This is a genomic window from Psychrobacillus sp. PGGUH221 (genome assembly GCF_042055255.1).
GTDB lineage: Bacteria > Bacillota > Bacilli > Bacillales_A > Planococcaceae > Psychrobacillus.
Genome location: NZ_JAQMHQ010000002.1, coordinates 360,120 through 375,109 on the forward strand (window position 1 = coordinate 360,120; position 14,990 = coordinate 375,109).

At 35.3% G+C, this 14,990-nt stretch carries 17 protein-coding genes and 2 rRNA genes; 7 read left to right on the plus strand and 12 right to left on the minus strand.

The window, feature by feature from the left end:
• The first annotated feature begins 17 nt into the window (after positions 1-17).
• The 5 genes from PGC35_RS05770 (at position 18) to PGC35_RS05790 (ending at position 3,389) form a co-directional block, all read left to right on the plus strand.
• Positions 18-1,148 carry a sensor histidine kinase gene (locus tag PGC35_RS05770; RefSeq protein ID WP_056829021.1) on the plus strand — a complete coding sequence of 377 codons (1,131 nt, stop codon included), beginning with the start codon at positions 18-20 and terminating at the stop codon, positions 1,146-1,148.
• 3 nt (positions 1,149-1,151) lie between these two features.
• Positions 1,152-1,751 (plus strand): response regulator transcription factor, encoded by a 600-nt coding sequence (locus tag PGC35_RS05775; protein ID WP_056829025.1) that lies wholly within the window; start codon positions 1,152-1,154, stop codon positions 1,749-1,751.
• Positions 1,752-1,869: 118 nt separating this feature from the next.
• A complete protein-coding gene (locus tag PGC35_RS05780; RefSeq protein WP_056829027.1) occupies positions 1,870-2,397 on the plus strand; it encodes an RNA polymerase sigma factor in 528 nt (175 codons plus the stop codon).
• Positions 2,398-3,141, plus strand: coding sequence for a hypothetical protein (locus tag PGC35_RS05785; protein ID WP_375218476.1), 744 nt, complete (start codon positions 2,398-2,400; stop codon positions 3,139-3,141).
• Between the two features lie 62 nt (positions 3,142-3,203).
• Positions 3,204-3,389, plus strand: a complete 186-nt coding sequence (locus tag PGC35_RS05790; protein WP_053591048.1) for a CsbD family protein — start codon at positions 3,204-3,206, stop codon at positions 3,387-3,389.
• Between the two features lie 349 nt (positions 3,390-3,738).
• Here PGC35_RS05790 and PGC35_RS05795 read toward each other — a convergent pair whose 3' ends face one another.
• The 6 genes from PGC35_RS05795 to PGC35_RS05820 form a co-directional block, all read right to left on the minus strand.
• The gene (locus PGC35_RS05795; protein WP_375218477.1) at positions 3,739-4,536 is read right to left on the minus strand and encodes a metallophosphoesterase; all 798 of its coding nucleotides are present in this window, start codon (positions 4,534-4,536) and stop codon (positions 3,739-3,741) included.
• A 24-nt stretch (positions 4,537-4,560) separates the two neighbouring features.
• Entirely contained in the window at positions 4,561-5,184 is a 624-nt protein-coding gene (locus PGC35_RS05800) for an NAD(P)-dependent oxidoreductase (RefSeq protein WP_056829033.1), read from the minus strand.
• A gap of 310 nt (positions 5,185-5,494) precedes the next feature.
• Positions 5,495-5,776 carry a hypothetical protein gene (locus PGC35_RS05805; RefSeq protein WP_231687479.1) on the minus strand — a complete coding sequence of 94 codons (282 nt, stop codon included), beginning with the start codon at positions 5,774-5,776 and terminating at the stop codon, positions 5,495-5,497.
• 390 nt (positions 5,777-6,166) lie between these two features.
• Positions 6,167-6,949 (minus strand): ABC transporter permease, encoded by a 783-nt coding sequence (locus PGC35_RS05810; protein WP_375218478.1) that lies wholly within the window; start codon positions 6,947-6,949, stop codon positions 6,167-6,169.
• Positions 6,946-7,851, minus strand: coding sequence for an ABC transporter ATP-binding protein (locus tag PGC35_RS05815; protein WP_375218479.1), 906 nt, complete (start codon positions 7,849-7,851; stop codon positions 6,946-6,948). Before PGC35_RS05815 ends, PGC35_RS05810 begins: the two co-directional genes overlap by 4 nt.
• Positions 7,848-8,045: a PLDc N-terminal domain-containing protein gene (locus PGC35_RS05820; RefSeq protein WP_375218480.1), complete on the minus strand. Its 198-nt coding sequence runs from the start codon at positions 8,043-8,045 to the stop codon at positions 7,848-7,850. The genes PGC35_RS05815 and PGC35_RS05820 overlap by 4 nt, the downstream gene beginning before the upstream one ends.
• A 158-nt stretch (positions 8,046-8,203) precedes the next feature.
• Here PGC35_RS05820 and PGC35_RS05825 point away from each other — a divergent pair, with 158 nt between their 5' ends.
• Entirely contained in the window at positions 8,204-8,776 is a 573-nt protein-coding gene (locus PGC35_RS05825; protein WP_375218481.1) for a GNAT family N-acetyltransferase, read from the plus strand.
• Positions 8,777-8,788: 12 nt separating this feature from the next.
• Positions 8,789-9,688: an EamA family transporter gene (locus PGC35_RS05830; protein WP_053591055.1), complete on the plus strand. Its 900-nt coding sequence runs from the start codon at positions 8,789-8,791 to the stop codon at positions 9,686-9,688.
• Positions 9,689-9,735: 47 nt separating this feature from the next.
• Here the strand turns inward: PGC35_RS05830 and PGC35_RS05835 are convergent, their stop codons facing one another.
• The 6 genes from PGC35_RS05835 to PGC35_RS05860 form a co-directional block, all read right to left on the minus strand.
• Positions 9,736-10,125 (minus strand): hypothetical protein, encoded by a 390-nt coding sequence (locus PGC35_RS05835; protein ID WP_375218482.1) that lies wholly within the window; start codon positions 10,123-10,125, stop codon positions 9,736-9,738.
• Positions 10,126-10,137: 12 nt separating this feature from the next.
• Positions 10,138-12,096, minus strand: a complete 1,959-nt coding sequence (locus tag PGC35_RS05840; RefSeq protein ID WP_375218483.1) for an MMPL family transporter — start codon at positions 12,094-12,096, stop codon at positions 10,138-10,140.
• Positions 12,097-12,158: 62 nt separating this feature from the next.
• Entirely contained in the window at positions 12,159-13,538 is a 1,380-nt protein-coding gene (locus tag PGC35_RS05845) for a sensor histidine kinase (protein WP_375218484.1), read from the minus strand.
• Positions 13,535-14,212 (minus strand): response regulator transcription factor, encoded by a 678-nt coding sequence (locus PGC35_RS05850; protein WP_375218485.1) that lies wholly within the window; start codon positions 14,210-14,212, stop codon positions 13,535-13,537. Before PGC35_RS05850 ends, PGC35_RS05845 begins: the two co-directional genes overlap by 4 nt.
• 496 nt (positions 14,213-14,708) lie before the next feature.
• Positions 14,709-14,824 (minus strand): 5S ribosomal RNA (gene rrf / locus PGC35_RS05855).
• 56 nt (positions 14,825-14,880) lie between these two features.
• Positions 14,881-14,990: ribosomal RNA gene (locus PGC35_RS05860) — 23S ribosomal RNA — on the minus strand; the annotation flags it as partial.

The window sequence follows — 14,990 nt, forward strand, 5'->3', positions numbered from 1 at the left end:
CAATAGAGGTGTAGCAATTGACAAAATGGTATCAAGTATTCCCTAAATATCCTTGGTTAAGTATTTATGCTTGGATTGTTTTTTGTATTTTTCCTTTCTTCTTTATTTTTAAGTCATCTAGTCAACTTGAAATAATAATTGGTTTAATACTCACGCTATTATTTTTTATTGTTTATCGGTCATCTTTCACATCGAAGGGCATACTTCTCTATATATGCGTATTTGTAGAAATCGCCATAAGTGTCAGTATGACTTTTTTATATGGATATATTTATTTTTCTATCTTTTTATCTTTTTTTATTGGGAATATTCAACAAAAAGCAAACTTTTTTGTCATTTACAGTATTCATTTAGTAGCAATGATCACAGCAGTTATAATTGGTTTCTTTACACAAATGGAGCTCTTCCTTTCGCACATGCCCTTCCTCATCATCTGTTTAATCGGTGTGATTTTATTGCCATTCAATACATACAATCGAAACAAACGCGAAGTATTAGAAGGTCAGCTGGAGGACGCACAAAAACGTATTTCCCGATATATCATTATTGAAGAAAGAGAACGTATCGCTCGGGATTTACATGATACACTAGGACAAAAACTATCACTTATAGGTTTGAAAAGTGATTTAGCGAGCAGGCTAATCGAAAAAAATCCGGAAGCTGCAAAAAATGAAATTAATGATATTAACCAAACTGCCCGCTCAGTTTTAAAGGAAGTACGAGAACTTGTGACAAATATGCGTGGTACAAAACTTGAAGAGGAACTATTTCGCGTGAAGCAAATTTTACTAGCCGCACAGATCGATTGTAAAGTAAGCGGGACAGCGGAACTAGTGAAAACTCCCCTCCTTGTCGAAAACGTACTAAGTATGTGTCTAAAAGAAGCCGTAACGAATGTTGTGAAACATAGTAATGCTACCTCTTGTTCTATATCTATTAAACAATCTGCAAAAGAAACCTTGCTCAAAATTCATGACAATGGCACTGGTTTGGTTTTGGAAAAGGATTGGTCTAAAGGACATGGATTACGAGGCATTAAAGAACGATTAGAATTTGTAAATGGTAGTTTCGACATTCACACGAAAAATGGAACAACTCTTAATATACGTGTGCCAAATGTGATTCAGCAATCGAGACAGGAGGAATAACAAATGATTCGAATTGTAATTGCAGAAGATCAACGAATGGTGCTTGGTGCCCTTGGTTCACTTCTTGATCTAGAAGAAGATATGGAGGTTGTGGGAAAAGCGAATAATGGAGAGGAAGCTCTTAAGCTAATCCATCAATTGCAGCCTGATATTTGTATTATGGATATTGAAATGCCAGTAAAAAGTGGATTGGATGCTGCAGAAGAATTAAAAGAGGAAAATTGCAAAGTGATTATTTTAACGACTTTTGCAAGATCTGGTTATTTTGAGCGTGCTCGAAAAGCTGGGGTTAGTGGGTATTTGCTTAAAGATAGTCCTAGTGAAGAACTTGCTAATTCTATTCGTACGATTATGGATGGTCGTCGTATATACGCTCCTGAATTAGTAGATATTGCGTTTGAAGAGGATAATCCTTTAACCGAGCGCGAAAGCCAAGTACTTGAATTGATTGCAGATGGGAAAAGCACAAAGGAAATTGCAGGGGAACTATACCTCACTACGGGAACTGTCCGAAACTATATATCTGTTATATTAGATAAATTAGATGTAGGCAACCGAATAGAAGCTATTTCTCGGTTTAAGGAGAAGGGTTGGTTTAAATAAATATAAAACTGCTTAAAGGACAACTTTAAGCAGTTTTTTTATTTTCCTCTCAACTTTTCAAACGTTTGAAGGGTATATATATTGAAGACATTATTTACGGAAGGAGTGAACAATTCATATGCACGAAGATATTATAAGGGAAATAAAAAAAGGAAATAAGGATGCTTTTCGGAGCTTATATGATGAGTATGCAAGTTATGCTATTCGTACCGCTAAGGCTATTACACGAAATGATGAACATGCAAAAGATGCTGTACAGGAAGCTTTTATTCGTGTTTACCGTAATATATCTTCTTACGATACTGCACTTTCTTTTAATGCTTGGTTCTACCGCATTTTAGTCAATGAATGCAATCGACTTTTAAATAAAGAAAAGAAAAATAGTCCGATTAACACGGCTCTAAATGAGCACTATACACAACTAATGGAACATTCTAAAGAAAATGTAACGGATTTATACGAGATCATACAAAACATGTCGGACTTATACCGAATACCAATTTTATTAAAATATATAAAAGGCTTTTCTGAAAGAGAAATTGCACAAATTTTAGAGTTGAACCAAAACACGGTTAAATCAAGATTATTTAACGGGAGAAACCTATTAAAGAAACAATTACATTTGACTGAAATGGAGGGAATTTGAATGGATCAAATGGATAAAAGAGCAAAAATAGAAATCCTAAAGCATACTGAGGATAATCAAGATCAATTAAAAGAAGATATTTGGAATAATCTAGACAGAGAGCTATTTCCAGAAAAGAATAGAAAGGATAAACATTTGAAAAAGAAATCTAAGTTTGTTCCTATTACAATTGCCGCTGCAGCTGCCGTAATTCTATTGTTTAGTACACAAACCAACACAGGTATGGCATTCATTAAACAAATTAAAGACATTTTCGTTCCAGAGAAACAAATAACACAAAGTATTGAAGGAATGGATGAAGAAACAGAAGTCGTTTTACAAGAAGGTAAAGATTCAGAATACGTTATTTATATCGATGAAGAACGATATAAACTTATCCAGGGAGAAACCTCGGATATTATTACGACCAAGGAGCCTTTAGAAGAAAAGTATCCGGAAGTTTCCATGGAAATCAAGCAAATTACGGATAAATCACCCGAGGATATGGTCTCAACTTTAGAAAAGGAATTGAAAGCTGAATATACGAATGTCACTGAAACCGAACGCGTTACAGAACCAATTGAAGGCTTTAAGTTGCATGGAATTAGCGGTTCTGAATGGGACAGTCCCATTACAAATGTGTATATAGTAGACAATAAAAATGGTGGTAGCTTTGTGATTAGAGAGAAGTATTTCTTAGAAGCTGCGGAAGGTCATGGTGCAAGGTTCTATGCCATGCTTCAGCAATTTGAAATCGTTGAATAAGTTTAATGCCCCCCTCCTTCGGGTAAACAAAGAGTAGATTAATAATTTGAGGAGGAATTTACATGAGTGGATTATCTGACAAATTAAAAGGTACTGTGAACAAAGTTAAAGGTGAAACAAAAGATCAAATTGGAAATGCGACAGATGATAGAAGTTTACAAGCTGATGGTAAATTAGATAAACTGAAAGGTGAAGCTCAGAAAACAGTTGGCGAAGCAAAAGATCGTTATGATCGAGATCGCTTATAGGTTAAATAAGAAAAGCTCTCTGCATTAGCGGAGAGCTTTTTATACTGTAGAAAAACTCGAATTTATTTTTATATAGGATGAATCAGGTTTTCCGAAGCCTAACGCTCGCTTATGTCTGGGCCCCGTTGATTTTCCGTTCCAGGCGGACGCTTTCCGTTGGCATGGCTTCAGCCGCTTCCCTTGCTCCTGCGCAAGCTCGTCGCAAAAATTAATTTCGCTCCGCTCAGTCCAGGGTCTTCAGCTCATGCACCTGCCGCTTCGCTTTCGGTGTAGAAAACATTCGCTATTCCGGCTGGAGTCGCCGCCTTCCACTTCAGTCTACTATTGTATGCTTAAAATTAAGCTTTTCTTATTTCGATATTAATGTGACACTAATAATCTCTGGTGTATTAAATACCCTCACTGGAAAAACACTGTTTCCAAGGCCTCTACTTACAATCATCCTCGTATTATTTTCTTCATATACTCCGGCTGTAAAATGTGGGAACAATCCTTGTCCCGGTGCTGCTAAACCACCTATCCAAGGAATTCGAAACTGACCTCCATGCGCATGTCCCGAGAAAACTATATCCATGTTATGATCTACATAATCTTCAAACGTTTCAGGTCGATGAGAAAGAACTAATGTAAAGGTATCCGATTTTTTAAATTTACTGAGCGCTTCCTTAACAAGAACTCCATTTAACGGGTCTTCAATACCAATTATTCGAACCTGTTCACCGTCTTTTTCAATTGTTTCCTCTTCATTCGTTAATACATTTACTCCTAGCTCCGTCAAAGAGGTTTTAATATTCTCCATGTCATTCGTTGCGATTTCATGATTACCAGTAACATAATAAATAGGTGCAATTGATGCTATTTGCTCTACTAAATCAAGACTATTTTCTAAATCATATCGATTACTATCTATTAAATCACCGGTTATAAAGATTAAATCTGGTTTGGCGTCCTTCACCTTTTTTACAAGTTTTGTTTGATTTTCACCAAATGTTGCATCGTGCAGATCCGAAATCTGTACAATCTTTAATCCATTAAAGGAAGTAGGTAATTTATCTGATTCTACTACTATCTCTGTAGTTTTTATGTTTTTATTTCCAAAATATAATATAGCTACTAATACTAGTAACAAAACTAACCACTTTTTCATTTAACTTCTCCTAAAATATATATCTTACTCTGGGCTCATAATTCCTACTCGATGACCAATATGGTTTGTTTCCATCAATTCCTTATATGTAAATAAAGCTGTGTCCCCTGTTGTAGTTTGAACTGCTCCAACCGGCAATCGATCTCTTTCAATAATATAAGCATTTGTAGCTGCACCAGTTGGTAAATATGTTGGACAAACTATCGTCCAATCTAACAAGGTTTCTTTTAACATGTCATACACTTTATGATGCTCTTTCGCAGCTATAGTTGATTTTCTCTTTGATTCTGAAGATTGATACCTTAACAATTCAGGGTTCACCCGACTTGATAATATCCCCCCTGTACCAATAGTGACGATTCGATTTATATTTTGTTTCTCCATAATAGAAATGATATGTGCTACTGCTTCTGTTAATACAGTTGTTTGATCAGTACCTAATGCACTTACAACTGAATCAACGCTATCTAAAGTTTTTTCTATATCTGATTTTACTCTTGCATCGCCTTTTATTACAGTTAAATTAGCATGAACCTGGAGCATCTCTGGTTTTCTTACAAGAACTGTCACGTGATGATTATTCTCTAGCAACAAAGAAAGAAGTTCTCCCCCTACACGCCCAGTAGCTCCGAATAATGCTATTTTCATAAGAAACAGCTCCTTTTTTTTATTATAACAAAAAGCATCATTAAACTATGTAAAGATACAAAGAAAACTGCACTATTCTTTAGGAATCACTCTAGCCCCATTTACACATCGCAAGAATGCGAAAATGTCCCCACATTGGAGCTGAGCTGACTCATCCTAAGGCACAAACGTAAAATACGGCATGTATTCATCTTTTTTGTACCACATCAGGACCAATAAACAACAGGGTCTAACAAATAAAAAAGTATCCCACGTTTTGTGTTGGGATACTTTTAAATGTCGAGAATTGTTATTTCCCGGGAAATAGAATTTAATAAGAATTAGCGGTAGAAAAAATTAATGCAAATATAACGCCATAAAAAATAATAATAAGTCCGATGCTAATAGCCATCCAAATTAGAGAGGCGCGTGCGTAGTTACGACGTGGATCTGGATTACCAAACCCCCATATAAATAGCATGACGATGTTTACAATAGGAATAATCATAATTAGCATCGTAAGCAGCCATTCTCCTACGGACATATTAGCCGCTGTTTTTGGGGTAACAGTATTGGAATACCCTTCAGTTTGTTCTGTTTCAACTGGATTCAAAATAAGTCCTCCTTTTCAAATAATATGTACCATTCATGTACATCTTTATTTTACTTGAATACTCATAAGAAAAGTCCTCTTTTTTGTAAAAATTTTTACATTTATTTTAATACATACTCATAGACGTAACAATTCCTATCAGCTTTGAATATTTCTAAAGCCTCTTAACCAGATGCATCTTACCCTATAAATTGATAATTTTCATTATTATTTTCAAGCGTAAGATTTCCCTCTAATGTTATTCTTTCTCGAAAAGGGTGCTGATTCTACTGTAATTGCCAACCACTTCCACTATATATTCACGCAGGTCAGGTTAATACCTTCTAATAATTGCATAGCAAAATCGATGAGGCGAAAAAGTGACAAATGCTCCTCTATATCTATAAATAATTATATCTTCGACTTAGAAGCATTCTTTTTCGCAAAATAGATTGCTCCGGCTAAAAGAAAAATGATAGCTATAAAAGTAACAATTAAACTCCATATAAATGGGGTGTTATCCACATCGCCATTTAATATCATCCCAGCATACATCGGCAGCTTCCATGGTGAAATCGTCCAATAAGCTCCAAGTAAAGAATCGATTAATTGAACAATTAATACAAGTACAAGTGAAACAGTAGAAGCAATCCCTGTGGAAAAAGTTGCACTTGAAAATAAAACAATACTAATTACGAACAAAATCCATACAATATAAGTCCCAAGAAACCCTAAAAATGAACCCATATCGACCGCTCCAAACAGGACATACGTATAATATAAGTTCGTTAACAATCCAAGAATCACACTACTAATAACAAGTATGCTCATCATTACTAATTTACTAAACACATAACTAGAGTAAGTAATCGGACGAACATATAAAAGCGTTGCAGACCCATTTTTTCGCTCCCTTGCTATAATACCTGCAAAACCAAGTGTCAAAACTAGCATTCCAATAAATTGATACTGGCTTACAGTAGACATAACAATTTGCTCTGGAGATAATTGAGGTAACTGAAAAACTGCTCCTTCTGGCATATTCCCTACTGTATTTAAGATTTGAGGTAAATAATAATTCATTAGTGGCTCAGATATGCCAAACAATATAAACACTAGCGGTATCCAAAGGATTTTAAAGTTCCGTACATTTTCACGCCACTCTTTTTGGAATAAAACCGAAAAGTTACTCATCCTTTATTCACCACCTGTAAAAAGATTTCTTCTAAACTAGCAGTAGCTCGTTCAACCTTCGTCAAACTATAATGACTATTTCCAAGTACACGTAATATCTCATTCATTTGTAGTTTAGTATCCTCTCCTATTTCAATAAAAGCAGTTGGACCATCCTGTCTTACAGGATAAGGTGAAGTATCAATAAATTTTGCTGCCTCTTCAGCGTTTGTGAAATAAATTTTGTACTGAGGATTTGCATACTTTTGACGAACTTCTTCCATAGAACCTTGCTCCACTAATTTACCTTTTCGTAAAAATAATAATTGATCGGTCATTTCCTCCGCATCATTTAAAATATGAGTGGAATATAAAATAGTCGTTTTTGCTTGTAATTCTTTTAATAGATTCATAATTTCTCGTCTTCCTATGGGATCTAATGCAGAAACTGGTTCATCTAGTAAAAGCAATGCAGGTTTGTGAACGATTGCTTGCGCTAGACCTAGACGCTGTTTCATCCCACCAGAAAACGTTCCGGTCTTTTTCTTTTTAGCCTCACCTAGACCGACGAATTCCAACGTTTTTTCTGCTTCTGCTTTTGCAATCTTTGTGTCCACTCCACTTAACTTTGCAGCCATCTCTATAAATTCAAGTGCTGTTAACCATGAATAAAACTGGGGATATTGAGGAAGAAATCCTATTTCACGTCTTATATCTCCCTTTATTTCTACGTCCAATTCAATGGATCCAGTTGTTTGTTTAAGCAGACCAGCAAGCATCGATAAAGTAGTTGTTTTCCCTGCCCCATTCGGTCCAATTAGAGCAGTTGACGTATTTTTATTCAATGAAAAAGTGACATTGTCTACTGCCTTTTCTTTACCATATTCTTTTGTTAAACCCTGCATATGAAGTAGTGTATTCATTCATTTCTTCTCCCAACGATAAAGTAGATAATTGATCCAATGATATTTCCAAAAACAATAATAATTCCCCATAACCATTTAGGACCGTTCGTATGGGTTACTCGTATTAAGTCAATAATAGCTACTATCATTAAAATAAACTGGAGAATTATTAGTGGTAATACTAGCACCCACGGTATTGATTCGAAATCCATTCCTATTCCTCCTTTGTCTCATTACATCTATTCTACTACATATAGAACAGAAAAGTTTCATAAATTTAAAAATATTTTTAAATGTATTTCCATTTCTTCTAGAGGCAAAGTGTTTACATGATTATGTTATAATAGAAAGTTGGAAGGTGAATTTAATAATGGAATTAAAAATTAGAAAAGCACGGAAAGAAGATGCACAGGCAACCGTTCCACTGATTATGGAAGCAATAGGTGATATCTCCATGCAAATGACTGGAGAAACGGAAGAAAGAGCTATCACAAAGGAATTTGTCCATTTATTTTCTCGGACAGACAATCGACATTCCTATTTGCATACGTATGTCGCAGAAATGGAAGGGAAAGTTGCTGGCGCACTTGTCTTTTATACATCAGAGCAAGCAGTTACACTCGATGCAAATTTAGAGAAATATCTTTCCAATAAGAAAGGTACCTCTATCAAAATAGATCGTGAAACACTACCTGGTGAGTGGTATATAGATACGGTTGTAGTTGACCCAACATATCGCGGTCATGGAATTGGAACAAAACTTTTAACACATGCAGAACAATTAGTGAAAAATGCTAGTGGTGGAAAACTCTCCTTGAATGTAGAAACGGAAAAAGAAGCTGCAATCCGCTTGTATAATCGTCTTGGATTTGTTACTGTATGTCCTTGGACAATTATTGGCGAACCTTTTCATCATATGGTGAAAACGGTCGACGTCGATTAAAGGAGAAGTTTTATGAAATTATGGATTTACCCCTTAATGGTTGTTTTTGCAGCAAGCTGTTATGGGACATTATCAACAATGATCAAACTGGCAATTGGGGATGGTTACACTGCCTCTGAAGCAACATCAAGTCAATATATTATTGGTTTTCTTTTAGCATTCATTATATATATGGTGACACAACGAAAGCTTCCCCGTTTCAATGGTGGCTTTAAAATCGTTTTGTTAGCTGGTATTTTTACTGGACTTACAGGAATTGTTTATGGACAGGCACTTATCTATTTACCAGCTTCTCTTGCAGTAGTTATGCTTTTTCAATTCACTTGGATTGGAACACTTATTGATTGTATTCTAAGAAGACGGTTACCATCTAGGCCAGAAGTTATTTCCCTTATCATATTATTTGTCGGAACCATTTTAGCTGCTGGTGTAATTGATGTCGATTTAAGTGGTATTGACTGGAAAGGCTGGGTATTTGGATTTGCCGCTGCACTATCATTTTCCCTTAATATGAACGTCAATACAAAGCAAGTGGTAGGTATGAATACAACTACTCGTCTATTGTTCGTTTCTTTTTTTGCAATGATCATGATTACCTTATTCCAAAGTCCTGAAATTATATGGAATGGAAAGCTGTTTACAGAACCACTTATTTTCTATGGACTGGCCCTTGGTTTGCTCGGTATTATTATTCCAATTTATTTATTTGTTATTGCGGTTCCAAAAGTAGGAGGAGCAGTTTCTTCTATTTTAAGCGCAATGGAATTGCCGGTTGCTGTGACTGTTTCAGTAATAGTATTAAGTGAGGCATTATCCTGGATACAAGTTCTCGGCATAGCAATTATTTTAGTTGGTATGTGCATTCCGACACTTGCCGGAATTAGTAGAAATAAAAAACGAAAGTCTGTTTAATATAAAAGCTGAAGCCCATTTTACTATAGGCTCCAGCTTTTTTAGTTCTATTCTTTTTCAATTCTAAATGTAACCAAGACAAATATTGCAAAACTTATTAGTAGCAAAGTTCCACCTACAATATATGCAATTAACGCAAATGTCTCGTTTATATTAAATGGTTGCATGAACTGTAAATACATACCTAATGGTAACCCGATTGCTCCTATAATTGCTGTCCATCCATGCACCGCTACAAGCTTTGGCGATTTAATTTTATATAACTTGTAAAACAATCCATAAACAAATAACGATAGCCACCCAACTAATAAAATATGGGCGTGGATTGGGCGAAGTGCATAGGATCCTGCTCCAGCCATATGAGATCCAAGATAAGCTCCTAGTAATCCAAATAATGCACCAGCTCGTATTAAACGTAGACTCCATTTTTGTTGCATCTCAATTTCCTCCTATTTTTTTCTTGTAATTGTTAACAATGCAGGTAATAATAGCGGTCTTACGATAAAAGTATCGATTAGAACGCCAAACGCTACTACAAAACCAAATACTTTCAGTTCCATTACAGGCTGTGTAATCAATACTGCAAACGTAGCTGCCAAAATTAAACCTGCTGCAGAAATAACGCCTCCTGTTAATTCAACAGATTTTGCAATTGCCTCCTGCTCGCTGAGTTGTTTTCTCTCTTCTTTTAATCTACTCATCAACATAATAGAATAGTCTACTCCTAAAGCTACTAAAAAAACGAAAGAATACAAAGGTATACGATAACTAAACGACGAGTAATTAAATAATAGGTTAAAGATCCATGTGGAGAATCCTAACGATGCTCCAAAAGATAATAATATAGAAACTATTATTAATAGAGATACTCGGATAGATTTTGTTTGAAATGCTAGCATTGCACCTATTAAAACAGTCGTTAATATCATTACCAAACTGGTGTCTCTTCCATTAATGTTACGAATATCGACTTGTTTTGCTGTTTCTCCACTAACCTGAACATTTTGTTCTTTGAACTGATCTCTTATATTTTCTATTTCATCTAAAGCCTCTTTACTATAAGGATTGGCTTTTAATATAACAGAAAACTGTGTATGACCATCAGCCTCTGAAGAAGGTCGTACTTGATCGACTAATGGTCTATCTTCTATCTTTTCTATAATACTCGAAATGGTATTATCATCTGTTGATTTAATTAAAATTGTTGTAGGTGCAATTTCACCTTCTGAAAATGCTTCACCTAGTTTTTTAAAACCTTCTCGCGAAGATAATTCCTTTGGAAAGGATTCCAATAAATCATAGGAATAGACAGTGGTTGTAGCATGCCAAGTCCCTATTCCTACAAGCAAGAGGATAGGGAGTGCAACTCTCCATGGCTTTTGAGTGCTTATGTTACCGGCTAAAATCCAAAGCTTCGATTTCTTGTTTTTCTGTTTCGGCATTTTTACAACAGCAAACAATGCTGGCAAAAGAGTAAGACCTGCTATTAGCATGGTAATTACCGCAATAACAAACACCGGTGCAAAATTACGATATGGTTCATATATGGCAAACGAAAGTGTTGCTACTCCCGCTAAAATAGTTCCACCACTAAATAGAATGGTTTCTCTTGTTCGAGCAAGTGCCACTTTCATATCCTGTTCTTCTTTATACCGTGCGTACAGCAGAAGGGAATAATCCGTTATTACAGCGAATAATAAAATCGTCATAATGGAAAGGGCTTGGTTTTCAATCGTAATTGATGTGAACTTTCCTGTGAGACCAATCAATCTGTCCACGACCCCATACACAATACTAGCCCCAATAAGAGGAATAATCGCAAGTAAGAATGAACGGTAAATTAGGATAAGTAGGATAAAAATAATACCAACTGTCGCTAAAAGTAATATCAAATCAGCCTGTGAGAAAAGTTCTATTGTATCACTTGCTATTCCCGCTGGTCCTGTGTAGTAAATCTTGAACTCGGAAGGAACAATTTGAGATACATTATTTTTAATCTCTTTAACCTCTTCATGAACCTCTTTACTTTCTAAATTTCCTTGTAAAATTAATGGAATGAAAAATGTCTTCTGATCCTCCGATACAAAAGAAGCCCGTTGTTCCAAAGGAATTTGAGAGAACCTCGGCATATTTGAATAATTTTTTTCCATTAATTGTAGAACTTCTTGAATTTCTTCATCAGAAGCTCCTTTTTTATTTTCAAAAACGATGATTAAAGGTAATCCATCACTAGTAGAGAACTTCTCTTTTAGCATTTTATCCGCTTGTATAGACAAAGCTGTCTCTGGAAGTCCAGCATTTTTGGATGAACTCGCCACTTCTTTTCCTGATGGAGCAAGAAAAGAAAGTAATATTACTATTGATAGCCAGGTAGCTATAATGATAAGCCAGTGACTTTTATTTTTCATTTTGCTTCCCCCTTATAAGGGGTACTATACATGGTGAAAATGAACGGAAGATGAACAGAAAATTACAGCTTATTTAATTGAACGGTTACCTTCGTTCCAAATGGCTCTACACTATCAAATAATAAGCGTCCATTATGAGACTGAATCACTTCTTTTACAATGGCAAGGCCAAGTCCACTACCCTCAATTTGTGTAGATCTTGCTATATCATCGCGGTAAAAACGGTCTGTCCATTGATCATAATTAGAATCTTTATTGCCAACTCCAGTATCTTGTATAGTAACAAGTATATGATTTATTGATTCAGTAACTTTAACGTGAATTTCTCCAGGTGAGCGATTATATTTTATTGCATTCGAGATAAGATTCTCCCAAACATACTCCAACATTTCTATATCTCCTGATATTTCTACCTCTTTCAGTTGTAGTTTCAGAAATATATCTTTTTCATCCATCATCCATCTAAACTTTTGTACGACTTGTTTTAACTGGTTATCAAGTCGAAAACTTTCTTTTTTTCTTCGGTGATTCATTTGATCAAATGAAGTAAGTATCAATAATTGCTTCATTACGCTTGATAAACGCTTTGCTTCTTTTTGAATAATGGATGTGTATGTTAATAAATCCTTTTCGTTCAGCTTTTCGTTCTCAAGTAATGTAGCATAGCCTTGAATATTTAATAATGGTGTTTGAAAATCATGTGATACTCTTGATATAAATTCTTTCTTATATCGGTCACTTGCTTCCAACTGCTTCACCATATATCGAAAACTTTCTGCTAGTTGTCCAATTTCATCTTTTTGATAAACTGGTATCGGTACTTGAAAATCTTCGTTCGCAATTTTTCTAGTAGCAATGGTCAATTTCGATAAAGGATTAATCATTTTTTTCGCTACTATTAACATAGCAATTACACTGATGACAATCATTGCTGCTGCAAGACCACCTAATAATATATGGATTTCATTAAATAGAAATTTTATATTAGGTCTCTGAAATAATGCATATTTTTTATTGTCATATGTAAATGGAACTCCAACTGTATTTGTTAATTCATTTGAAAAATACCCCGTAATAAAGGTTTCTCTAGGAAACTCCTTCATTCCATGATATATATCTCCCCCTATAACGCTTTTCACTACAGTAGTACTTATATCATTTTCTCTGAAATCACCACCAAAGCTCTTTATATGGCCTTCTTCACTTATAATATATATTTGATACCCACTATCTCCAAAAGCATTTAGAATAGGCTCTAAATCGTTTTGCTCAGTTGTCTCAATCAGCTTCACCATAGATTTTGCAACAAGCACATTCTTCGAATCATTTTTCACTTTTAAATTTTGATGGTAATACGTATTCACAATGATAAATCCTAAAGACCCACTGAGAAACATAATGAGAAGTGTCATCCATACAAACTTACTATATAAGGTTCTCATAAACGCTTGCCCTCTAATTTATATCCGATGCCACGTACTGTAGTGATATGAATATCAGTTTGCAATTTACTTAAACGTTCCCGAATTCGTTTAATATGTACACTTAAAGTCTGTTCGTCGCCCTCAAAATCCATTCCCCATACTGATTCTATTAGTTGATCACGCGTAAACACTTGGTTTGGTTTAGTAGCAAGCTTAGAAAGCAACTCAAACTCCTTTAACGGCAATACTAATATATCTTCACCAACATGCACTTCAAATCGCTTTCGATTGATACATAAATTTCCTACTTGAATATTGGCATCACTCGTTTTATCGTATCTTCTCAAAATTGCTCGTATACGAAATAGTAATTCTTTTGGTTCAAAAGGTTTTACTAAATAGTCATCAGAACCAGCCAAATATCCTTTTTCTTTATCCTCTAATCTTCCTTTTGCAGTTAAAAGTAATACAGGAATATCATATTGATCACGTATTTGCTTCGTTAAAGTTAATCCATCCATAATGGGCATCATAACATCTACAATTGCAAGATCAGGAGTTATATTTTCTATTAATGCTAATCCTTCTTTCCCGTTAGTTGCTTTGATTACTTGGTATCCCGTTTGAGACAAATAAATAGATATTAAATCTAACGTATGCACATCATCATCTACTGCTAGTATTACTACCAAACTGAACCCCCCTATTAGTTTTTATTGTGTCTGTTTCTAGCCGATTCGGCAAGTATAAGCCCACTTAAGAACACAATAGAGGGAAAATATTATCTCGCTGAATAACATAGCAGCCAATTACATAACCATTTCTTACTCTTAAGCAACATAATACACAAAAAATTGGTCACCGATTACTCGGTGACCAATTTTTTATTGAGAATTTTAGTAAAAATATGGATAAGGGAGACTAGTTTGTCTGTTAGAGCAACCAAATGAGTTGTATAAGCGACTAAGGAGACTCCAAAAGCAATCAATTAGCCCGTGAAAGCGACCATTTCTCAAAATAAAGAGTTAACTTTCTCTGAGATGACACATTTTTTCTTTGTCCTACGTTATGAGACTCTCTTTTTTGCAAGTATCTACAATTCTTTACCTTCAATTCTTTGCCTTCGGCTTTTTTTCTAGTACAAAAGAAAAAAGCCGCCACCGATTGCTCGGTAACGACTTTTCTAATGCCCAGCGACGTCCTACTCTCACAGGGGGAGACCCCCAACTACCATCGGCGCTGAAGAGCTTAACTTCCGTGTTCGGTATGGGAACGGGTGTGACCTCTTCGCCATCATCACTAGACCTTGAGTTGTTCACTCAAAACTGGATAAAAGACATTGATGCTCGCAAATTCATATTTGGTTAAGTCCTCGATCGATTAGTATTCGTCAGCTGCACGTGTCGCCACGCTTCCACCCCGAACCTATCTACCTCATCGTCTTTGAGGGATCTTACTTACTTGCGTAAT